The organism is Sulfitobacter sp. PM12 (genome assembly GCF_045586035.1).
GTDB classification, from domain to species: domain Bacteria; phylum Pseudomonadota; class Alphaproteobacteria; order Rhodobacterales; family Rhodobacteraceae; genus Sulfitobacter; species Sulfitobacter pontiacus.
In genome coordinates, this window is record NZ_CP151532.1 from 48,718 (window position 1) to 69,033 (window position 20,316).

The window sequence follows — 20,316 nt, forward strand, 5'->3', positions numbered from 1 at the left end:
GAGACACATAACAGCACCCCGCCCGCTAATTTCTCGCGGGCGGGGCCCCTCCTCTAGCCGCGCCCGATAAAGGGCATCTTGGTCGCCATCACCGTCACGAACATGGCGTTTGAAGCAGGCGGCAGGCTTGCCATATAGACCAGCGTGCGGCCCACATCCTCTACATCCATGCGCGGCTCTGCCCGACGTGACCCATCCGGTTGCAGCACACCCTGGGCCATCTGCTCTGTCATCTCGCTGGCGGCATTGCCGATGTCGATCTGACCACAAGCGATGTCATGCGCCCGCCCGTCCAGCGACAGCGACCGCGTCAGCCCCGTCACCGCATGTTTCGTCGCCGTGTAGGGTGCCGAGAACGGGCGCGGCACATGGGCAGAGATCGACCCGTTGTTGATGATCCGCCCGCCCTTGGGCGACTGCCGTTTCATCAACCCGAAAGCCGCGCGCGCGCATAGAAACGACCCTGTGAGGTTCGCGGCCACAATGGCGTTCCAGTCGTCCAGCGACAGGTCGTCAATCTCGACCGCGGGGGCGTTGACGCCCGCGTTGTTGAACAGCAGGTCCAACCGTCCGAACTGCGCCTCGATCTGGTCAAACAGCGCCAGCACATCCGCCTCGACCCCGACATCGGCGGTGATCGCCAGATGCCCCTCCCCCGCCAACGCGGCGCGGGCCTCCTCTAGCGGGGCCATCCGACGCCCCGTCAGCACCAGCGTAAACCCCGCCTCTGCCAGCGCTGCGGCGCAGGCGCGCCCGACGCCGCTGCCCCCGCCGGTAACCAGTGCAATCTTCCTCTCCATCATCCCCCCGATCTGCGCCTTTGTGATCCGCGCAAGCTGATTTATACCAAGGGCATAGCAACCCGTTTTCCCCCCTGACGCAAGCCGAAGGACGCCGCAATGATCGACCTCTATACCTGGACCACCCCGAACGGCCGCAAGGTCTCTATCCTGCTGGAGGAGTTGGGCGTACCCTATACCGCCCACCCCATCGACATCACCAAGGACGACCAATTCGCGCCCGATTTCCTGAAAATCAGCCCCAATAACAAAATCCCCGCGATCAAGGACCATGACAATGGCCTCTGCCTGATGGAATCCGGCGCGATCATGTGGTATCTCGCTGATAAATATGGGAAATTCCTGCCGAGCGATGCGATTGGACGTGCCAAGGTGCATGAATGGCTGATGTGGCAGATGGGCGGCTTGGGTCCGATGGCCGGACAGGCGCATCACTTCTTGCAGTTCAACCCGGGCAAGGCCCCCTACGCCGAAACCCGCTATGCGACAGAGGTCCAGCGGCTTTATGGCGTGCTCGACAAACAGCTCGACGGGCAAGACTACATCTGCGGAGACTATTCGATCGCGGATATGGCCTGTTGGCCCTGGGTCGCGCGCTATGAATGGCAGCGGGTGGACCTGACGCAATTCCACAATGTGTTGCGCTGGTACAAAGCACTGCGCGCCCGCGACGCGGTGATCAAAGGGTATCAGGTGCCGAAAGATGTGGGCGAGGTTCCCCGCGGGGAACCGTAAGCCGCGGGCAGTGTCACAGCCCGTCGATCAGGATATCCAAGGCCCGCTTCAACGCATCGCGCTCTGCCTCAAGGGAGGTCACCTTGTCGCGCAGCGCTGTGCCGGGCACGGCGGCCAGCTCTTGCACCCGCACGATCCATGCGGTGCCGTCGACCTCTACCTGCGGGGTCAGACCGGGAAAGGCAGCGTACCGCCCCGCCTCGCGCAGCGGTGCCACCACGCGCGAAGCGTCGATGCCAATCAGGTCGGTTTGCAGATCCACCACAAGCTGCCCGCCCGCAAGCCGGTACACATCAAACTGCGCCATAGCTCGCCCTAGAAACTGCGGAAGCGTTCAAGCGGCAGGCCCTCGGACTCTACCTCTTGCGCATAGGCATCCAGCGCCTGCTGGTTCTCGATCCGCCAGCGCCGGTTACGTTCTGCCTTGGCGGCGTCCGAAATCGCGGCCTCGGCCAGCCGTGACATGTTCAGCCCAAGCGCGCGCGCCGTTTCGGCGACGCTGGCATCCAATGTAAGATTCACTTTGACACGGCCCATGGCACCCTCTCGCACTATGCGTATAGGGCAGGAGTATAGGTGAGGCTGAGGATTCGGGCAAGGCGGCGCGGGTTGGCGCGTATATGTGGGCCTATCGCGCGCATTAGGCCCGACCCATCGCGAGAAGAAGGGGCAAAGCGATCCGCCCTGCCCCCTTCGAGTTTCAGTCTTTCTGATCCAGCGCTGCAAGGAACGCCTCGATCCCGCGCTGTAATCGCGCCTTGCTGACAGCCGAGAAATCGCGTGGCAAGCGCATCTCTACCTTCCCGTCCGACGCGATCACCCGCATCTCCCCCTGTGGCAACCCAAGCCGCAAGGATGTCTTGGCAGAGCTTCGGCCCGCGGGTTTTGGCGCGGCTTTCTTTGCTGTGATCCCTGCCCGCAGAATCGCAAGTTCGGCATCGGCATCCCGTTCAGGCTGCTTGATCAACGCCTTTTTCAGCGCCATCGCATTGCCCGCCTGCGCATCAAGGAACCGATAGACATCCAGCCCAAGCGCACGCGGGATCGCCTCGGGGTAGCGCAGCGCGCCGTCCAGATCGGCAAGCACACGGGCGAACTGCCGGATATAGGTCTTCTTCTGTTTCAGCGCAGAAGCATACAGCGTGCCAACCGCGTCACTCACCTCGACGCCCGAATCCTGTGCATAGGACAAGGCCAGCCGCGCCATCTCGCCAAAGGACAGATCTTTGCGCACAAGGTTCTCGTCCACCATCTTACGGTACAGATCCGCGAGGGGTTCCCCGCGGGGAACCAGCGCGGCCGGGATGCGGGAATAACGCGGATCGCCGGTTTCGGCGGCAAGTTCGCGGAAAGCGGTGAGCCGGCGGAAGCCTTGAATAAGCTCATACCCATTATCCGTCTGCTCCACCCGAATGGGGTTGGAAAGGCCGACCGACTGGATCGACTGTTTCAGCTCTGCCAGTTCGGGGTCAACATTGGCCGACCGGTCGCGGGTCAGCTTATCGGTATGCACATCCGAGGTCTGGATCAGATCGGTGATCAACCCCAGCCGTTTCAGCCGCACATGCTCATGCGCCAGCGCGTCGTTTTCCGCGCGAATGGCGGCCTCTGCGCTGGCGCGCTCGGAAGTGGCTTCAAGCGTTTCCGAGATCGCGCTCGCCATCGGGCCGCGTCGCGACGGGGCAGGGGGGTTGGGCACAGGATCAGAGTTCTGCAACGGGTGGCCTTGAATGTTGTACTCTTTCACAACGGGCGGCTCGACAGGTGCGTTCCCCGCGGGGAACCCCGCGTCTTCCTCTTCATCCAGATCGAAGTTGATATCGAAAACAGAGCGTTTCTTAACCATTATTCATCCTCCAGTTTATCCCACGCATCGACAAGCGTGGCACGGAATTCATCATAGGCCCGATCAAAGGAGGCCCGCGCGCGGCGCCAGGTCTCGCGGGTCATCTGGCGGTAATCCATCTCGTAGATCGACGACAGGAACCGGCCTGACTGTTCAACCGCGCGGGTCATTTCAATCGGGTGCTCTGCTACATGTGGCTTAAAGACCTGATTAAATGCTGACTGCATCGCACGGTGCAGATCGTTATTAGGCTCGAAACGGGTCAATAGAAACTTGATGTCAGCAAAGGCCTTGACGGGATCGGTGCCCGACGGCAGCCGCCCGCGGAAGCGGCCCAGGTCCTCAAGCGCTTCCGAGAGCTGGCCGATGAAGCTGGTGGTGCTGTCATACTCCCAATAGCCGGGGCCGGACGGAATATACAAAACATCCGCCGCAAAGACCGCGTTCATCGACTGGTAACCAATGGCCGGCGGGCAGTCGAAGATGATCAGGTCGTAGGCGTCCGGCGGGATCGTATCAAGATAACGGGACACGGCGGCAAAAAACGACCATTCGGGGTTCAGGTGCCTATACTGCGCGCTGGCAAATTCAACGAAGGCGGCATTGGCACAGCTGGGGATCAGGTCGATCGTGGGCCAGCTGGTTGGCTTGATGAAATCGGTGGCGCGCAATTCGCTAAGCCCCATGCCGGTGACAGAGGCAGGCAGTTTGCGTTGGGGCAGGGTTGCCCCGCTTTCCGCGCCGCCTTGCACCGCGTTCATCCTCTCAGTCTCGCGGATCAGGTCGCGGGCCATGATGCCCCAGACGGTGACCTCTTCCGAGACATCCGACAGCCCCATCGAATGGCTGAGCGTGGCCTGCGGATCGAAATCCACGGCCAGCACGCGGTAGCCGTCAAGCGCGGCCGCATGGGCGAAATGCAGCGCCACGGTGGACTTGCCCGCGCCGCCCTTGAAGTTCGCAATCGCGGCACGCACCGCCCGCTTGCCGGCAGGTCGCGGCGGCATCAGCGACCGGTTCTTGATCTTCAGCTTGCGCCGCAGCTCGTTGATCTCTTCCAGGGAATACCAGCGTTGGCGGCCTTCCTCTTCCACCTGCCCCTCGGGCAGGGACGGGTCGGCGGCCAGCCGGCCGCGCAGGGTCGACGGGTTGGTCTTGAAGATCAGCTCTGCCACTTCCCAGCTTGAGAACCGGCGCAGGGTCTTTTCCATCTCGGGCGAATAGGTCTGATGCCGGATGTGCCCCTGCATCTTGAGCGACTGCGCCTGAAGCTTTGCCAGGTCCGCATAGGTAAACATAAGCTGTCCTTTTCCCTACCCGTTCCCCGCGGGGAACCGTCGCCCCGCACGCTGTGGCGGCACCGGAAAACCCGAAAGAGAACGCTAATTACTACTCAATTTGGATTTACGCTGAATTTGCATCTCATGGAAAGACATTTATTCTATAAACAGGTTTTCAATATCCCTTATACCACAGGGCCCCGGCGCGATTCGGGCGATAGGCGCGGCTCTATAGCTCCGGGGCGGAAATATAGGGGGACAGCAGGATCGGCCCCGCGACATATTGGGGGACAAAAACGCTGTAATAGGGGACGCTCTGTATGACCCCCTATACCAATGATACCTCAACTTTCAAATTTGAATGGGGAAGAAAGAGGGTCGGTGCAAAACCAATCCTTGACAGAATCGGGTTTCCGGACGCAAATCAGGGAAGAGGCGGAAAAGACGTTGTCTACGCCCCGAGGATCCATCAAGAGATCGAACTGAGGCTGCACATTCACACCGTGCCAGATCGGAGCAGCTATGCTTTCACCGAAACCCGTGGGGCGTGACGCCGCCGCGCGCAAGTATGATATCATCACCGCCTTGGGGGCCTATGCCCTTGCCGGCGGGAAACATGATCACCGTCTGGTGCTGCGCTTCATTACACTTGTAACGGCGCGCTACAACTGGGCGCGTAATGAACTGGCCGTGGGTCAGCGCGAGATCGCGCAGCTTTGGTCCGTTGATGAACGCACCGTTAAACGCGAGATGGCAAAGCTGCGCGGCTGTGGCTGGCTGGTGGTCAAACGTCAGGGCGCGCGCGGACGGGTGACGGAATACGGGCTCGACCTTGATGCGATCCTTGAAAAGACGCGCCCGCAATGGCCGCAGGTCGGCCCGGACTTTGATCTGCGCATGCAGGGCGCGCCGGAACCGACGCGGGTGGTGCCTTTGCCCGTGCGTGGCAGCGCCCCGACACCGCCTGTCGAAGGGGGCAGCGAATGGGCGCTGGCGCAGGCTGTGCTTCATGCGGAAGATGCCGGTGTCTATGGCAGTTGGCTGCATAATCTCACACGGCAGGATCGGGCAGGGGGGCGTGTCACGCTTCAGGCCCCCAGCCGTTTTCACGGGGCCTATGTACAGACCCATCTGATCCCCCGCGTGCTGGCCGCATTGCAGGCCGTAGATAGTGACGTGTCCGAGGTCGTGATCACCGCCTGAACCGGATCGGCTGAACGGGGGGCCGCTGGCCCCACGCTTTGCCATTGTAATCCGCGAAACTGCAGGCGACATTCCCCGCAATTAAACTGTTGCCCCTGCGTCAGCAGGGAAGGGGAGGATACCATGCAATTGAACGGACAAGCCGCCATCGTCACCGGTGGCGCTTCGGGATTGGGCGGGGCCACGGCAGCGTTTCTGGCGCAGGCCGGGGCCAAGGTCACCATCTTTGATATGAACGCCGAACTGGGCGAGGAAAAAGCCACCGCCATCGGGGGCAAGTTTCTGCGCGTTGATGTCACCGATGAAAGCGCGGTAGAGGCCGCGATCGCAGAGGCCGAAGGGCTGCACGGCAAGGCGCGTATTCTGGTAAACTGCGCGGGCATCGGCCCACCTGCCAAAGTCGTGGATCGTGACGGCGCGGCGCTGCCCTTGGCAAGCTTTACCAATGTCGTGAATGTGAACCTGCTGGGCTCGTTCAACGTGTTGTCGAAATTCGCCGCGGCCTTGCACAAGGCAGAGCCCGTGGGCGAGGAACGCGGCGTGATCATCAACACGGCGTCGGTCGCAGCGTTTGATGGTCAGATCGGGCAGGCGGCCTATGCGGCATCGAAGGGCGGGATCGTGGGCATGACCTTGCCCGTCGCCCGCGAGCTGGCGCGCTATGGCATTCGTGTGATGACGATCGCACCGGGGCTGTTCCTCACTCCGCTGCTGGAGGGGCTGCCGCAGGAGGCGCAGGATTCGCTCGGCGCGCAGGTGCCCTTCCCCAGCCGTTTGGGCGATCCGTCGGAATACGCCAAGATGGTTGGGGCGATTATCGACAACCCGATGCTGAACGGTGAAACGATCCGCCTTGATGGCGCGATCCGCATGGCACCGAAATAGAGACTGAATAGAGGGGAAAGCGTTATGGCACATGCCTATATCGTAGAGACAGCCCGCACCGCAGGGGGGCGCCGTGGCGGCGCGCTGCGCGACTGGCACCCTGCCAATCTGGGGGCCGAAGTGTTGAATGCGCTGGTGGCGCGATCGGGGATCGACGGCGCGGTGATCGATGACGTGATCGTCGGGTGCGTCAGCCAGGGCGGAGAGCAATCCTTTGCCTTCGGGCGCAACTGTGTGCTGGCGTCGAACCTGCCGCAATCGGTGCCTGCGGTCACCATCGACCGGCAATGCGGCAGCTCGCAACAGGCGGTGCAATTCGCGGCTCAGGCGGTGATGTCGGGCACGCAGGATGTGGTTGTCGCGATGGGTGTCGAAAGCATGACACGGGTGCCGATGGGGTCGAATGTATCGCTTTATGCCAAGGCGGGGTTGGGCGAGGGCCCGTTCAGCGACCGGATCGAGGCGCGCTACGGCACCAAGAATTTCAGCCAGTTCATCGGCGCGGAAATGGTCGCACAGAAGCACGGGTTCACCCGCGCGGAACTGGACGCCTATGCGCTGGAAAGCCACCGCCGCGCCGCCGCTGCGCGGGATGGTGGGGCCTTTGACGCAGAGATCATTCCGCTGGCCATCGAGGGCGGGATGCACACCCGCGACGAAGGCATCCGCGATGATGCGACGCTTGACGGGATTTCCTCTGTTAAACTGCTGGATCCGGACGGCATGATCTCGGCCGCGAACGCGTCGCAGATTTGCGATGGGGCGGCGGGCGTGTTGGTCGTGTCCGAAGCTGCGCTCAAGAAATACAAGCTGACCCCGAAGGCGCGGATCGTGAACCTGACGGTGACCGCAGGCGATCCGGTGATCATGCTGGAGGAACCGCTGCCCGCCACCGACCGCGCGCTGGAGCGGGCCGGTATGAAGATCGACGACATCGATCTGTTCGAGGTCAACGAAGCCTTTGCGCCGATCCCGATGGCCTGGGCGAAACACACCGGGGCCGATCCGGCCAAGTTGAATGTAAACGGCGGCGCGATTGCGCTTGGGCATCCTCTGGGGGCCTCTGGAGCGCGGCTGATGACGACGCTGGTGCACAGCCTGCATGCGCGCGGCCAAAGATACGGGTTGCAAACCATGTGCGAAGGCGGCGGCATCGCCAATGTCACCATCATCGAGGCGCTGTAGCCCCGATCACAAGAAGGGGGTGACGGACGCAACGTTCGTCATTTCCAAAGCGCGCACATCCTGACAAGTTGCAGGAAAATAATACGTCCCGGAGGAACAAGATGACGCTACCCGCCCTTTTCGACAATTTGCGTATCCCGCTGATTGGCAGCCCGCTGTTCATTATCTCGAACCCTGATCTGGTGATTGCACAGTGCAAGGCCGGTATAGTGGGCAGCTTTCCAGCGCTGAACGCACGTGAAGCGGAAGGGGAGCCGATTGAGCTGGACCGCTGGTTGACGCGCATCAAGGAAGAGCTGGACCGTCACAACCAAGCGAACCCCGACAATCCCGCCGCCCCCTATGCGGTGAACCAGATCGTGCATAAATCCAACGCGCGGCTTGAACGGGACGTAGAGATTTGCGTCAAGCACGAGGTGCCGCTGTGGATCACGTCGCTTGGGGCGCAGGAATGGCTGAACGATGCGGCGCATGGCGCGGGCGGTGTTGTCTTGCACGACATCATCAACAACCGCTTTGCCCATAAGGCGATTGAAAAAGGGGCTGATGGTCTGATCGCTGTGGCCGCCGGGGCAGGGGGGCACGCCGGTGCCTTGTCGCCGCTGGCGCTGATCCAGGAGATCCGCGAATGGTTCAACGGGCCGCTGTTCCTGTCGGGGGCGATTGCCAAGGGGGACAGCATTCTTGCGGCGCAGGCCATGGGCGCGGATGGCGGCTATGCCGGGTCGGCGTTTATCGCCACGCAAGAGGCGAATGCCGACGCACGCTACAAGCAGATGATCGCGGATTCGGGGGCCTCGGATATTGTGTATTCCGACTTGTTCACCGGCGTTTGGGGCAACTATCTGAAAGCCTCGATCGAGGCGCAGGGCATGGACCCGAACAACCTTGAGCGGTCCGACCCGTCGAACATGAACTTCGGTGCCGATCGCGAAAAGCCTAAAAGCTGGAAAGAGATTTGGGGGGCCGGTCAGGGCATCGGCGCGGTCAAGGATGTGCGCCCCGCCGCCGAGGTGGTCGAGCGGATGGCGACAGAATACGCTGCGGCACGCAAAAGGCTGTTCGATCAGACTGCGTGAGTGTAAAACAGGCCGTCCCTTCGGGGGCGGCTTTTTTGATGACGGGATAGGGATCGCCATGCACACCGCGCCGGAGACGACTTTACGCCGCTTGTTCGATCGCGCGGTCGCCGTGGCCGATCCGATGCAATCGCTGGCCGCGCATCTGCCGCCCAAACCCGCGGGCCGTGTGGTGGTGATCGGTGCGGGCAAGGCCAGCGCGCGCATGGCCGAGGCGGTCGAGGCGGCCTGGGGCCCCTGCGACGGTTTGGTGATCACCCGCTACGGATACGCCCGCCCCTGTCAGGGCATCGAGATTGTCGAGGCCGCCCACCCCGTGCCCGATGCCGCCGGACAGGCCGCAACCGCGCGGATGCTACAACTGGTGCAGGGCTTGGGCGAGGGGGACTTTGTGCTGGCGCTGATCTCGGGCGGGGCGTCGGCGCTGCTGACCGCCCCCTTGGGGGAGATTACGCTGGCCGAGAAACAGGCGGTGAACGCGGGGTTGCTGGCCTCTGGCGCGCCGATCACGCAGATGAATGTGGTGCGCAAGCATCTGTCGCAGGTCAAGGGCGGGCAGCTGGCGGCGGCGGCCTATCCGGCGACGATGCATACGTTGATGATCTCGGACGTGCCGGGGGATGATATGGCGATGATCGGGTCGGGCCCCACGGTGGGCGATGCCTCGACCTCGCGCGATGCGCAGGCGATTTTGACGCAGTGGGGCGTGGCGGTTCCGGCCTCGGTCACGCGGGCGCTGGCTGCGGGGTCTCAGGTCGTGCCGCCGGATGATATGCGGCTGTCGCGTGTGATGAACCGGATTTATGCGGCCCCCAAGCAATCGCTGGATGCGGCACAGGCTTTGGCCGAGGCAGAGGGGTTTCGCGTGATCCGTCTGGGTAATGACCTGGAGGGCGAGGCCCGCGAGGTCGCCCGCGCCCATGCCGCCTTGGCCCTGCAAGAACAGGCGCGTCTACATCCCGACGATGCGCCGATTGTTATCCTGTCGGGCGGCGAGCTGACGGTCACGCGGCGCGGGGATGGCGTTGGTGGACCGAATGCGGAATATGCCTTGGCGCTGATGCTGGCCCTGAACGGGGCGGCAGGTATCTGGGGGTTGGCCTGCGATACCGACGGCGTCGACGGCGCGGCAGAGGTGGCGGGGGCGATCATCGGGCCTGACACATTGGCACGGGGCGGGGCCGCGCGCGCCGACGCAGAATCGGCGTTAGCGGTAAATGACGCCCACGGTTTCTTTGGCCGGATCGGCGGTCAGGTGGTGACGGGACCGACGCTGACGAACGTCAACGACTTCCGCGCTATGATTGTGCATCCCGTATGATCAGCAACCCTGAGTTGGGGCGTCTTTAGATTCTCTTGAGGTTTCTGTCTTTATCCTGTGCGCAAGTAATAATTAACGTTGGCAGGGAAACCGGTGCTACTTATAAGTGAGGGATGCCGGTAACATGATCAGCGGGTGGCTTTCATCGATTAGGCGCTTTTTTCAGTTTCGCGAAATGTGAGAGTATAGTTTTGTTCAAGCGCTTAGATTTGATTTTGGTCGTTGTCTGCCTTCTCGTGACCTTCGGGATCTACGCTGAAGGCGCGCGAATGAACCGCGCCGCGGCCAAGGCCGAATTCACCCGCATCACCGAAGACGGGCTTCAGGCGTTGGATCGTCGGATGAACATCTATCTGCAAAGTCTGAACGGCGCCGCAGGGATGATGCAATCGTCGGAGAATATCGAATACGACGATTTCGAGACCTTTGTCGAAAGTCTGGATTTCGAAAACTATCTGCCCGGCATCAACGGCATCGGTTTTGTCGAACCCGTGGCCAAGGTGGACGAGGATGCTTTCGTCGCCGATATGCGTGCCAATGGGACGCCGGGGTTCGAGATCAGGCCGGAAACGAACCATGACCAGAAATATGTGATCAAATATATCGCGCCGGTGCTGCCCAACAAGGAAGCCGTCGGGCTGGACATCAGCTTTGAAAAAGGGCGGCGCGAGGCGGCGGATCGGGCGCGCGAAACCAACACCCCGCAGCTGACACCGCGCATCCTGCTGGTGCAGGACGCGATGAAGGAACCGGGGTTCTTGCTGCTGCGCCCGCTGTTCTATGCCTCCGGCCCGCGCGAGGGGACGTTTCGCGGCTGGGTCTATGCGCCGTTCATCGGCCGCAACCTGTTGCAGGATCTGACGCCGAACCAGAACAATGTGTATGATTTCCACGTCTATGACGGCGACACGACCGACCCCGAGGCTCTGATCTATGCTAGTCAGGATCACGAACATGCGGCGGGTAAGTATAGTGTGGCCTATGCCACCGAATTCTTCGGGCGGACCTGGACCGTCCAATATGAAAGCACCCCCTTGTTCGAGGCGTTGTTCCCCGGTGGAACACCGCTGCTCGCGCTGATCGCAGGGATTGCCCTGACCGCGATGCTGATCGTGGTGCTGCGCGCCATTCGCCAACGCGGGGATTCTCTGGCTGAGGTGGCCGCGCTGCGCGAACAGCAGATCAGCGCCCGCGAAGAGGAAAACCGGTCGATCATCGAGAACAGCGTTGTGGGCATCTTCATTCTGGATGAACGCCGCGAGATCCTGTTTGCCAACCACGCCGCGCTCGAGATTTTCGACAAGCATGAAGACGGGATGGGCGGGTTGCCCCTGAAGAAATTCGTGACAGAGGCGGGGTGGCTGCCCGCAGAGGCAGGCTATAACGCCACGGGCACCAAACATGACGGATCCACGCTGCACCTTGATCTACATTATAACGAATGGGAAACGCTGAATGGCGTCAAACGCATCACCGCTATTGTGCGGGATGTATCGGTCGAGGTCGGGGCCGTCGGGGAACTGGCCGGGATCAAGGAACGCTATGACCATGCCCTCGCGGGGTCAGAAATTGGCGTGTTCGAGATCGACCTGATGTCGGGCAAATCGGTGGTTTCGCCGACGTGGCGCAAGATCATGGAGGTCGGTCCGGAGGTCGAGGATACGCAGGAAGAGTTCCTAAGCCGTATCCACCCCGACGATCTGCCCCGTCTGATCGAGGCGGATCAGCACTGTATCACCGGCAAGGCAGAACGGTCGCGGACCGAATACCGGATGCAGTTCGGCGAAAGCTGGCGCTGGATGCGGTCGGATGCCGTGGTCGTGGACCGCGCCGACGATGGGTCGGCGATACGGATGGTCGGGACGCAAAGCGACATTACCGGGCTGCGTCACGCCCGCAACGCGCTTGAGGCGAGCGAGAAGCGATTCCGCACCGTGCTGGATGCGGCCCCCGTTGGCATGGCGACCCTGAACAGCAACGGACAGTTCACCAGCGTGAACAACGCCATGTGCGAGCTGACGGGATATTCGCAAAAGGTAATGACCGACCGGTTCAACCTTGCGCAGATCATCCCCGAGGAAGATGTGAAGCTGATGCGTGATATCGTGACCAAGTTCACCGAAAGCGGGTCGAACGAGGTTTACCGCGGCGAACATCCGATCCTGCACAAGGACGGCGGCCAGCGGTGGGGGCTGTTCAACATCACCTGGACCTTCGACAAAAACGAAGGGGCCTATGTCTTTATCGCGCAGGTCAACGATATCACCGACCAGAAGAAGATCGACGAGATCAAGAATGAGTTCGTGTCCACCGTCAGCCATGAATTGCGCACGCCGCTGACCTCTATCAAGGGGGCGCTTGGCCTGATCGAGATGTCGGCGCGTGACACCATGCCGGCCTCGGCGCTGCGCCTGATCGAGATCGCGCGCAACAACGCCGACCGTCTGACCACCATCGTCAACGATATTCTCGACCTCGAAAAGATATCGTCGGGCAAGATCGAGTTTGACCTCAGCCCGATGAGCCTGAACGAGGTCATCTCTTCGGCGGTGCAAGAGATGATGCCCTTTGCCGTCACCCATAACACCAAACTGGTGATGGATCTGCCCGACACCGACATCAATGTAACCGCCGATTGGTCACGGATGATGCAGGTGCTGGCGAACCTGATGTCGAATGCGTGCAAGTACTCGACCGAAGGCACCGACGTCACGATCAAGGCCGAGACGATTGGCGACATGGCGATTGTTTACGTGCAGAACTTCGGCCCCGGCGTGCCCGAGAATTTCAAGAACCGGATTTTCCAGGCATTTTCTCAGGCCGATGGATCGGACACGCGGGCCAAGGGCGGGACGGGCCTTGGGCTGAATATCACGCGACAGATCGTCTGGCGTCAGGGCGGCAACATCGGCTTTGAAAGCAAGCCGAGCGGGACCACGGTTTTCTGGTTCACCTGTCCGTTGAGCACCGATGCCGAAGGGTATGACGTGCTGCCCGATGCCCGCACGTTCGAAGTGATCGACGGCACGAGGAACAACCTTAGGGTGTTGCACCTTGAGGATGACGAAGAATTTGCAGAGGTGCTGCGCGAAGGGCTGAGACCCTTTGCCGATGTCCATAACGTCACGCGGCTGAACGAGGTCCACGAAGCGCTGAGCGCGGGGCCGCTGGATGTGATTATCCTTGACTGGACCGTGCCAGATGGCGACGCCGCTGCCGTCCTGGACGATATCGCTGAGCTTCAGCCAACGGCGCGGGTGGTCGGGCTGACCTCTGACGCGGCGCGCGAGAAGGATAGTCGGGTGGGCACCCATCTGGTGAAGTCTCAGACCGACCTGAACCACATTATCGAAAGTATTGTAGGTCCGACACAAAGAGCGAGTTGATCTCCTTATGGTTGTTTCTAAAGTTGCTAAAAATCGCCTTAAAAATGTCTAGATACTTTTGTCTATGATGGCGCAAGGGATGGAGAGGGCGCTTGGCTAGGGATGGTGCCTTCTTTTTGTAAGTAAGGACGCGATATGTCTTGGAACGGAAAGAAGCGCCATAGTGCGACCGGTTTCGTCGCCGGATCGGCCTTGGCTGGGGGGTGGTACGCCGCGACCTCGGCGCTGCTGTCGGGCGCACCGGCGCAAACCGTTCCGGTTATCGGGGCCATCGCCATTGCAAGTCTGGTGCCGCTGATCGCCGCGAACGTGCGGGCCACGCCGGCGCGTGCGACGGTTGATGACAGCGTTGCCCAACAGCTGCGTGTTCTAAAGATGCACACGATGGTAAACGTGGTCGACACCGATAACCTGCTGGTCGAGGTGAACGACCTGTTGCTCGAGGCAACCGGCTATACCCGCAAAGAGCTGATCGGCAAACCGGTCGCGATGCTGTATTCCAAGGACAATAGAACCACCGCCACTGAAATCCGCGATCTGCTGCGGCAGGGCAAAAGCTGGCAGGGTGAAACGACGCTGCGCAATCGCGACGGGTCAAACTGCGTGACACAGACGACAGTGACCCCGTTGCTGGATGCGAATGGCCGCTGGATCGGGTCGATCTCGGCGCGGACGGACATCACATCTACCACCAAGCTGATCGCGCGACGCGACACGGCAATGACCTTGCACGAGCTGCGCGACGACATCTGGATCGTGTCCGAAGACAACCTTGAGTTGCGCTATATGAACCTCGCCGCCAAGGCACGGTTCGGCTGGTCGACGCGGCCCAAGAACGGGCAAACGGTGCGCGATATGGCGGCCGCGCGCGGCTGCGAGGATGTGCTCGATGCCTGTCTGCGGATGATGGATATCGGCGACACCTATATGACGTTCAGCGCAACGATATCGGGCACGAACTTTGAAGGGTCGATCAAGTGGCTGAACAAGGGGACAGTCGACGGGCGTCTGCTGATCATGCTGCACGACATCACCGAACGGCTTGAACAAGAGCAACTTCAGGCGGATTTCATCTCTATGGTCAGCCACGAACTTCGGTCGCCGTTGACCTCGATCAAAGGGTCGATGGGGCTGCTGTTGTCGAAAGCCGCGGGGCAGCTACCGCCCAAGGCCGAGGGCTTGCTGGAGATCGCGCATCGCAATGCCGATCGTCTGGTGCTGATCATCAACGACATTCTGGACATGGAAAAGATCTCCTCCGGGCGTCTGGATTTCGAACTGGAAACCGCCGACCTGTCAGAACTGGTGGCCGAATCCCTGCGCGCCAATGCGACCGCGCATCAGCGGTTCGGCTTGCAGATCAAATGCCACGGGGTGGATACGCCCACCTATATCGAGACCGACGCCAACCGTATCATTCAAGTTTTAACCAACTTGATGTCGAATGCTGCGAAGTTTTCCAAGCCGGGCGGCACGGTGGAGATCTCCGTCGATAAAACGCCCGAAAACGTATGTGTGTCTGTACGCGATGAGGGTATGGGCATTGCGCCCGAAGACCAGCATAAGATCTTTCAGCGGTTTGCAGATATGGCGAATTCCGATCGGGCGACCAAAGGCGGTACCGGTTTGGGGCTGAGCATCTGTAAAGCAATTGTTGAAGGTTTGGGTGGTACGATCGATTTTGTCAGTAAAGAAGGGCGGGGGACAACTTTCACCTTCACTTTACCTGTCAAAACGCGCCATTCTGGGCCAGAGACTGATTTTGAAAGACTAGAGAACGTTGGATAAGAGTCCCGTATGATTAAATTGCTTCACGTAGAAGACGACGCCGATATTCGCGAAATCGCCAAAATGTCACTCGAACTGTCGGGTGATTTCGTGGTTGAGCAATGCGATTGCGGCGAACAGGCGCTTGAAAAGACGCTGGACTATATCCCCGACGTTTTTTTGCTGGATATGATGATGCCCGGCATGACCGGCCGTCAAACGCTTGAGAAACTGCGCGAGAATCCGGATTTCGCAAATGTGCCCGCGATCTTCATGACCGCCCGTGCCCAGCCGAACGAGCTGGAAGAACTGCGCGGCATCGGCGCGACAGAGGTGATCAGCAAACCCTTTGATCCCATGTCGCTCGCCGACCAGATCAAGGCAGCCATCGCCTGAATAGGGCCAGACGTTAGATGAAAAAACCGCGGCGGAAATGCTGCGGTTTTTTTGTTTTGTGGGTGTCGCTGTTTGTAAGGTCGATACGGGTGGGACGTTTGTTTGGAAATCAAAAGTGCCGAAGAACGTTATGTTAAATAATGGCGAACGCTTAAACCCTGCCGGTGAAGCCACCTGAATACCGTTTCAGATTCAGCCGCGTGCGCCGCGATTTTTCCGGCAAGCATCACGGATATTCTCGACGCAACTCCTACGCCCGATCCCGCACGAAGAATGCCGACAACGGGCCGTGTTGGCTTTGATCCGGCCTGAAAACGCGGTACGGATTGATATGGCGCAGCGTACCCTTATCGAGATTCTTTTGCCTGAGTTGAGGGCCTATGCCACGGCCATCTGTCAGTCGCGCGACGCGGCAGAGGATCTGGTGCAGGACGCGGTGGAGCGGGGGTTGCGGTCTGATCGCAGACCCGAACTGCTGGAGGAATTGCGCCCGTGGATGTTCCGCGTCATTCGCAACCTGCATTATGACGAGCTGAGAAAAAGGCGCGTGCGCCGTGAATATTCGGCGGAGGAGAAACGTCTATCTGATGAAGCAGGCGGACCGGACACCGCGCGGGATGTATTGATCCGGCTGGCGTTCGAGAAGCTGCCGCCCGAAACCCGCGAGGTGCTGTGCCTTGTGGACATTATGGGCCTGAAATACGCAGAGGCGGCGAAAGTGATGGATGTGCCAAACGGCACAGTGATGAGCCGGATCAGCCGCGCGCGTCGGGCGTTGCTGGACGTGGTCGATGGGGCCGGAACGGCAAAACAGGAAGTGACGCGGAAGACATGAGCGAGCTGAACGACAAAGACTGGGAACAGGTCAACGCCTACCATGATGGCGCGCTGAGCGCGTCGGAAATGCGTGCCTTAGAGACGCGGTTGGCTGCCGAACCCGCGCTGGCTGCGGCGCTTGAGGATGTGCGGCGCGTTTCGCGCGGTTTGGCGTTGATGCGTCCGGTGCTGGACGACCCAGACGCTACGCCGCAAACGAGGGCTGCAAATAGCAACCGGCACCCGCGACCTTGGCTTTGGGGCGGCGCTGTCGCCGCAGCGGTGGCTTTGGCGATGGTTTTCGGGTCTGACTTCGTCGCCACCCCCACGGCTTTCGACATTCACACCGAACTTGCAGCACAGACCTATGATGTAGGCTCTGGCGATCTGCGCCCCGTGGCGGGGGGTGGACTGGCAGGTGTGCCGGATCTTGAGGGCGCGAACCTGACAGCCGTCGCGTCCCGCGTGGCAAAGCAGGGCGACATCATGCATTATGCGGGCCAGAATGGATGTCGGCTGACCTACCTGCGCGGCGGGTTTGCACTGCCAGAGGGTAAGAGCACGTCAGAAAAGCAGATCGCGAGCTGGGGCTCACGGGACCAACAGCACCATATTATCGTCGCGACGGGGATGGACCGCACCCGGTTCGATGCCATTGCCCGCTATCTTAGGCTTGAAACGCGCGAACGCGCCTCTGAAAGCGTGATGGCAGCGCTTTCAAAGACGGTTCGTTCGGCACGGCCTTGCGTCGGTTAGGTCAGTCGGCGTCTGACAAACTGGCGAGATAGGCGATCACATCGGCTTGGTCTTCCGGCTTGCGCAGCCCGGCAAAGCTCATCTTGGTGCCGGGCACGGCCTTGCGGGGGTTGGCAAGGAAAGTCGCAAGCCGGTCCGGTGTCCAGTCGCCGCCATGGTCGGTCAGCGCGCCGGAATAGCGGAACCCGTCCACCGCCGCGACAGAGGCACCGACGATCCCGTACAGATTTGGCCCGACGCGGCTTGGGCCATCTTCTTCTACCGTGTGACAGGCTTTGCACTTCCTGAATACTTTCTCGCCCGCGGCGGGGTCGCCTTGCGCCAGAATCTCGGCACCGGGGGTTTCCGGCTCTGCTGCGGCGGCGTCCTCGGTCGGCGCGCTGGCGTCGCTGTTGGCCGCGGCGTCAGATCCGCCCGCGACCGTCGCCACATAGGTCGATAGCGTTTCGATCTCTGCGTCGGTCAGCGTTTCGGCAAAGCCGGGCATAATGCCGATCCCGCTTGTCACGGCGGCGCGGACCTGTTCGACGGTGGGCTTGAAGTCATCAAGGTTCGGGCCGATCTCGCCTTCGGCGCCTGCGTCTTTCAAGCTGTGACAAAGGGCACATTGCGGCTGCGCTGTCTCGTTGAAAAGGGCGCGCCCGGCGTCAAGAGAGGCGTCGGCTGCTGCTACGCTGCCGATCAGCGCAAGGAAAAGGGCACCGCCAAGGCGCGGCGTCAGGGATGGGGTCATTTCAATGTCTCCGGGTAAGGGTCGGACCGACGGCCAAGGCCGCCGGTCTATGGTATCAGCTGACAGTCACGTCGACGGCATGTGCCCGCCATCCGTTGTTGCCATAACCGCGTTCGTTTGGCGGAAAGTTCTCTGGCTGGGCGTCGCCTGCGGCGTTGGTTGCCCGGCTGGCCAGCATATGTGTGCCTTCCGTCAGATCGGTGATCAGCACAAAGGGTCGCCACGCGTAGGGGCCAAGGTCAGGGCCCAGAAACTGCGCATCGGCCCAATTCTGCCCGCTGTCTGTGGACACTTCGACTTTCTCCAGCCCGCTGACACCGCCCATGGCGACGCCGTGAATCTGCACCTTGCCCGTTGCAGCATCCACCAGCGGCCCGGTGATCCATGATTTCACCGACATCTCGTACATGGAGGGTTGCGAGGGATCACCTTTTTCGCCGACAGGGCGGACGCGGTAGCCAGTCTGCTGGATCTTATTGGGCGATTCCTCGACCGTCAGGGCCAACCGTTTGAGATATTTGATATTGTTGACCCCGTAGTAGCCCGGGATAATCAGCCGCAGGGGGCCACCGTGCGCCAGCGGCACGGGTTCGCCGTTCATCTCCCACGCGAGGATCGCGCGATCCATCGCAGCCTTGGGGACAGAGCGTTCAACCTGGATCGATTCAGGCGGCAGTCCTTGGGGAATGTCCTCTCCGCCGGTGCCGGTCAGGTAGACGGCATCCGCATCGGCACCGCCCATTGCGTCAATAACGGCGCGCACGGGCACGCCTGTCCACACGACATTGCCCGCCGCCCCGACGGACCACTGCGACCCGCTCGTCTCGTGATCGAAGAAAGCGCGCCCGTTGCCCGAGCATTGCAACACGCACACGACCGTTTCGACGCCAAGCGTTTTCAACGCGCCGACGGTCATCTTGCCGGGGTTTGCAACACCGTCGATCTCGACCTCCCAAGCATCGCGATCGGCAACGATCTTGTCCGAGGGGGCGGGCAAGTTGTTGCGGATGTAAAGTTCGGTCGTGGGGGTGATCAGCTCTGCCCCCTGTGCGGCGCGTTTCGTCTCGAGCGTCTGCTTGGAATGGACGATCATGTCCTCGGCGTCTTTCCAGGCGACGTAATCCGGCAAAGGCTCTCCGCCCGATTGTGCCAAAGCCGGTGCCCCGACCGCGACGGCTGCCATCGTGCCTGCCGATCCGATCAAAAAATGCCGACGCTTAACGTTTTCAATGACTTTCATGTCTTCCTCCCGTGGTTCCGGGCCTTTGCTCTGCATGGTGGGCAAAGGCTCTATGACCAAGTGACGTCCGGGGGGTGCGGTTTATTCCCGCGTGACAAAATAACTTTCGATAAAGTTTGCGAGCACCCGCTGGATCGGTGCCCGTTCGCGCAGGCCCGCTGTATCCAGCGCTTTGGCAGAACTCGGGTCTGTCGCCTAGCGGGAGGCGTTGTGTTGTATTAGGGGTGCTCCTCTTGGCTGTCTTGCGGTTTGTAGGCACAGGTCGGGTTTAGGCGTTCCCGCGGACAGGTTTGTCGTTGTTGATCGTGAATATCATCCCGTCGAGAAGTTCATCCAAATCGGGGCGCGCCGCCGGACCGTTAGAGATGGCTATGATCTGCGTCGTGCCGTCGGGGCGCAGGCAGAAAATACCGGGCTCTGCAAAGCGACGGTCGGTTTCCTGCGAAGACAGCGGGTCGCTGACGTAAAGCCCCATGGCGCGCATGTCACTCTCTCGCAGGTCGTAGCCGATGTCGAAGGTCCACCCGAAGCGCGCAACATCATCGCTGACTTTCTCCAGCGGGTCGGCCGAGACGCATTTCACCGCAAAACCCGCGTCTTCCCACTTTGCATAGTTGTGTTCCAGCTTGCCCAGGTAGGTCTTGCAGCGTCCGCAATGCTTGCCACGGTATACGATGAGCAGCGTCCAGCCGTCGGTCGCGCCGCCCACCGTCATGGTGCCGCCACCGAATTTAGGCACCTCGAACACGGGGAAGGCGGCGCCCGCCTGTAGTTTGGTTGTCTGGTTGGAATGCGAATTTGTCATCTATCTACCTCTTCCTATGTATCGGCCCGCCCGTGCAGTAGGGGCGAAATTTCCGTCGCCTTAGTCGTCTCTTCGCAGACCTT

General features: G+C 61.0%; 19 protein-coding genes. 11 read left to right on the forward strand and 8 right to left on the reverse strand.

Going from position 1 to position 20,316, the window contains the following annotated elements:
* Nucleotides 1–53: 53 nt before the first annotated feature.
* Nucleotides 54–803: an SDR family oxidoreductase gene (locus AADW22_RS16485; protein ID WP_005848987.1), complete on the reverse strand. Its 750-nt coding sequence runs from the start codon at nucleotides 801–803 to the stop codon at nucleotides 54–56.
* A 96-nt stretch (nucleotides 804–899) separates the two neighbouring features.
* Here AADW22_RS16485 and AADW22_RS16490 point away from each other — a divergent pair, with 96 nt between their 5' ends.
* Nucleotides 900–1,535, forward strand: a complete 636-nt coding sequence (locus AADW22_RS16490) for a glutathione S-transferase family protein (RefSeq protein WP_407474710.1) — start codon at nucleotides 900–902, stop codon at nucleotides 1,533–1,535.
* A gap of 13 nt (nucleotides 1,536–1,548) precedes the next feature.
* Here AADW22_RS16490 and AADW22_RS16495 read toward each other — a convergent pair whose 3' ends face one another.
* The 4 genes from AADW22_RS16495 to AADW22_RS16510 all read right to left on the reverse strand — a co-directional run bounded on the left by AADW22_RS16495 (nucleotide 1,549) and on the right by AADW22_RS16510 (nucleotide 4,679).
* Nucleotides 1,549–1,842: a CcdB family protein gene (locus AADW22_RS16495; protein ID WP_009824373.1), complete on the reverse strand. Its 294-nt coding sequence runs from the start codon at nucleotides 1,840–1,842 to the stop codon at nucleotides 1,549–1,551.
* A gap of 8 nt (nucleotides 1,843–1,850) precedes the next feature.
* Complete coding sequence (locus AADW22_RS16500) at nucleotides 1,851–2,072, reverse strand: type II toxin-antitoxin system CcdA family antitoxin (protein ID WP_341205303.1); 222 nt, start codon at nucleotides 2,070–2,072, stop codon at nucleotides 1,851–1,853.
* Nucleotides 2,073–2,235: 163 nt separating this feature from the next.
* Entirely contained in the window at nucleotides 2,236–3,381 is a 1,146-nt protein-coding gene (locus AADW22_RS16505) for a ParB/RepB/Spo0J family partition protein (protein ID WP_278375714.1), read from the reverse strand.
* Entirely contained in the window at nucleotides 3,381–4,679 is a 1,299-nt protein-coding gene (locus AADW22_RS16510) for an AAA family ATPase (RefSeq protein WP_005848979.1), read from the reverse strand. Before AADW22_RS16510 ends, AADW22_RS16505 begins: the two co-directional genes overlap by 1 nt.
* 504 nt (nucleotides 4,680–5,183) lie before the next feature.
* Between AADW22_RS16510 and AADW22_RS16515 the strand changes: the two genes are divergently transcribed.
* The 10 genes from AADW22_RS16515 to AADW22_RS16560 all read left to right on the forward strand — a co-directional run bounded on the left by AADW22_RS16515 (nucleotide 5,184) and on the right by AADW22_RS16560 (nucleotide 17,455).
* Nucleotides 5,184–5,864: a hypothetical protein gene (locus tag AADW22_RS16515; protein WP_407474711.1), complete on the forward strand. Its 681-nt coding sequence runs from the start codon at nucleotides 5,184–5,186 to the stop codon at nucleotides 5,862–5,864.
* Between the two features lie 123 nt (nucleotides 5,865–5,987).
* Nucleotides 5,988–6,749 carry an SDR family NAD(P)-dependent oxidoreductase gene (locus AADW22_RS16520; protein WP_037941991.1) on the forward strand — a complete coding sequence of 254 codons (762 nt, stop codon included), beginning with the start codon at nucleotides 5,988–5,990 and terminating at the stop codon, nucleotides 6,747–6,749.
* Between the two features lie 24 nt (nucleotides 6,750–6,773).
* The gene (locus tag AADW22_RS16525; RefSeq protein ID WP_037941990.1) at nucleotides 6,774–7,934 is read left to right on the forward strand and encodes an acetyl-CoA C-acetyltransferase; all 1,161 of its coding nucleotides are present in this window, start codon (nucleotides 6,774–6,776) and stop codon (nucleotides 7,932–7,934) included.
* Between the two features lie 101 nt (nucleotides 7,935–8,035).
* The gene (locus AADW22_RS16530; protein ID WP_005848974.1) at nucleotides 8,036–9,013 is read left to right on the forward strand and encodes a nitronate monooxygenase family protein; all 978 of its coding nucleotides are present in this window, start codon (nucleotides 8,036–8,038) and stop codon (nucleotides 9,011–9,013) included.
* 58 nt (nucleotides 9,014–9,071) lie between these two features.
* Nucleotides 9,072–10,334 (forward strand): glycerate kinase, encoded by a 1,263-nt coding sequence (locus tag AADW22_RS16535; RefSeq protein WP_407474712.1) that lies wholly within the window; start codon nucleotides 9,072–9,074, stop codon nucleotides 10,332–10,334.
* Nucleotides 10,335–10,603: 269 nt separating this feature from the next.
* Nucleotides 10,604–13,720, forward strand: coding sequence for a CHASE domain-containing protein (locus tag AADW22_RS16540; RefSeq protein ID WP_407474713.1), 3,117 nt, complete (start codon nucleotides 10,604–10,606; stop codon nucleotides 13,718–13,720).
* 135 nt (nucleotides 13,721–13,855) lie between these two features.
* Nucleotides 13,856–15,508 carry an ATP-binding protein gene (locus AADW22_RS16545; protein WP_407474714.1) on the forward strand — a complete coding sequence of 551 codons (1,653 nt, stop codon included), beginning with the start codon at nucleotides 13,856–13,858 and terminating at the stop codon, nucleotides 15,506–15,508.
* Between the two features lie 9 nt (nucleotides 15,509–15,517).
* On the forward strand, nucleotides 15,518–15,883 hold the full coding sequence (locus AADW22_RS16550) for a response regulator (protein WP_005848967.1): 366 nt from the start codon (nucleotides 15,518–15,520) through the stop codon (nucleotides 15,881–15,883).
* A 331-nt stretch (nucleotides 15,884–16,214) separates the two neighbouring features.
* Complete coding sequence (locus tag AADW22_RS16555; RefSeq protein WP_009824384.1) at nucleotides 16,215–16,718, forward strand: RNA polymerase sigma factor; 504 nt, start codon at nucleotides 16,215–16,217, stop codon at nucleotides 16,716–16,718.
* On the forward strand, nucleotides 16,715–17,455 hold the full coding sequence (locus AADW22_RS16560; protein WP_340245444.1) for a hypothetical protein: 741 nt from the start codon (nucleotides 16,715–16,717) through the stop codon (nucleotides 17,453–17,455). Before AADW22_RS16555 ends, AADW22_RS16560 begins: the two co-directional genes overlap by 4 nt.
* A gap of 1 nt (nucleotide 17,456) precedes the next feature.
* On the opposite strand, the gene AADW22_RS16565 is transcribed toward AADW22_RS16560, so the two are convergent.
* The 3 genes from AADW22_RS16565 to AADW22_RS16575 form a co-directional block, all read right to left on the reverse strand.
* On the reverse strand, nucleotides 17,457–18,188 hold the full coding sequence (locus AADW22_RS16565) for a c-type cytochrome (protein ID WP_407474715.1): 732 nt from the start codon (nucleotides 18,186–18,188) through the stop codon (nucleotides 17,457–17,459).
* Between the two features lie 55 nt (nucleotides 18,189–18,243).
* Nucleotides 18,244–19,428 carry a sulfite oxidase gene (locus AADW22_RS16570; protein WP_407474716.1) on the reverse strand — a complete coding sequence of 395 codons (1,185 nt, stop codon included), beginning with the start codon at nucleotides 19,426–19,428 and terminating at the stop codon, nucleotides 18,244–18,246.
* Nucleotides 19,429–19,696: 268 nt separating this feature from the next.
* Complete coding sequence (locus AADW22_RS16575) at nucleotides 19,697–20,233, reverse strand: peroxiredoxin family protein (RefSeq protein WP_407474717.1); 537 nt, start codon at nucleotides 20,231–20,233, stop codon at nucleotides 19,697–19,699.
* Nucleotides 20,234–20,316: the final 83 nt, after the last annotated feature.

Excerpts from the sequence above, each read along its gene's own strand:
- AADW22_RS16540 (WP_407474713.1), top strand. The coding sequence starts at position 10,604 with ATGAACCGCGCCGCGGCCAAGGCCGAATTCACCCGCATCACCGAAGAC.
- AADW22_RS16560 (WP_340245444.1), top strand. The coding sequence starts at position 16,715 with ATGAGCGAGCTGAACGACAAAGACTGGGAACAGGTCAACGCCTACCAT.
- AADW22_RS16575 (WP_407474717.1), bottom strand. The coding sequence starts at position 20,233 with ATGACAAATTCGCATTCCAACCAGACAACCAAACTACAGGCGGGCGCC.
- AADW22_RS16525 (WP_037941990.1), top strand. The coding sequence starts at position 6,774 with ATGGCACATGCCTATATCGTAGAGACAGCCCGCACCGCAGGGGGGCGC.
- AADW22_RS16535 (WP_407474712.1), top strand. The coding sequence starts at position 9,072 with ATGCACACCGCGCCGGAGACGACTTTACGCCGCTTGTTCGATCGCGCG.
- AADW22_RS16500 (WP_341205303.1), bottom strand. The coding sequence starts at position 2,072 with ATGGGCCGTGTCAAAGTGAATCTTACATTGGATGCCAGCGTCGCCGAA.
- AADW22_RS16550 (WP_005848967.1), top strand. The coding sequence starts at position 15,518 with ATGATTAAATTGCTTCACGTAGAAGACGACGCCGATATTCGCGAAATC.
- AADW22_RS16545 (WP_407474714.1), top strand. The coding sequence starts at position 13,856 with ATGTCTTGGAACGGAAAGAAGCGCCATAGTGCGACCGGTTTCGTCGCC.
- AADW22_RS16565 (WP_407474715.1), bottom strand. The coding sequence starts at position 18,188 with ATGACCCCATCCCTGACGCCGCGCCTTGGCGGTGCCCTTTTCCTTGCG.
- AADW22_RS16570 (WP_407474716.1), bottom strand. The coding sequence starts at position 19,428 with ATGAAAGTCATTGAAAACGTTAAGCGTCGGCATTTTTTGATCGGATCG.
- AADW22_RS16515 (WP_407474711.1), top strand. The coding sequence starts at position 5,184 with ATGCTTTCACCGAAACCCGTGGGGCGTGACGCCGCCGCGCGCAAGTAT.
- AADW22_RS16485 (WP_005848987.1), bottom strand. The coding sequence starts at position 803 with ATGATGGAGAGGAAGATTGCACTGGTTACCGGCGGGGGCAGCGGCGTC.
- AADW22_RS16510 (WP_005848979.1), bottom strand. The coding sequence starts at position 4,679 with ATGTTTACCTATGCGGACCTGGCAAAGCTTCAGGCGCAGTCGCTCAAG.
- AADW22_RS16490 (WP_407474710.1), top strand. The coding sequence starts at position 900 with ATGATCGACCTCTATACCTGGACCACCCCGAACGGCCGCAAGGTCTCT.
- AADW22_RS16505 (WP_278375714.1), bottom strand. The coding sequence starts at position 3,381 with ATGGTTAAGAAACGCTCTGTTTTCGATATCAACTTCGATCTGGATGAA.
- AADW22_RS16555 (WP_009824384.1), top strand. The coding sequence starts at position 16,215 with ATGGCGCAGCGTACCCTTATCGAGATTCTTTTGCCTGAGTTGAGGGCC.
- AADW22_RS16520 (WP_037941991.1), top strand. The coding sequence starts at position 5,988 with ATGCAATTGAACGGACAAGCCGCCATCGTCACCGGTGGCGCTTCGGGA.
- AADW22_RS16530 (WP_005848974.1), top strand. The coding sequence starts at position 8,036 with ATGACGCTACCCGCCCTTTTCGACAATTTGCGTATCCCGCTGATTGGC.
- AADW22_RS16495 (WP_009824373.1), bottom strand. The coding sequence starts at position 1,842 with ATGGCGCAGTTTGATGTGTACCGGCTTGCGGGCGGGCAGCTTGTGGTG.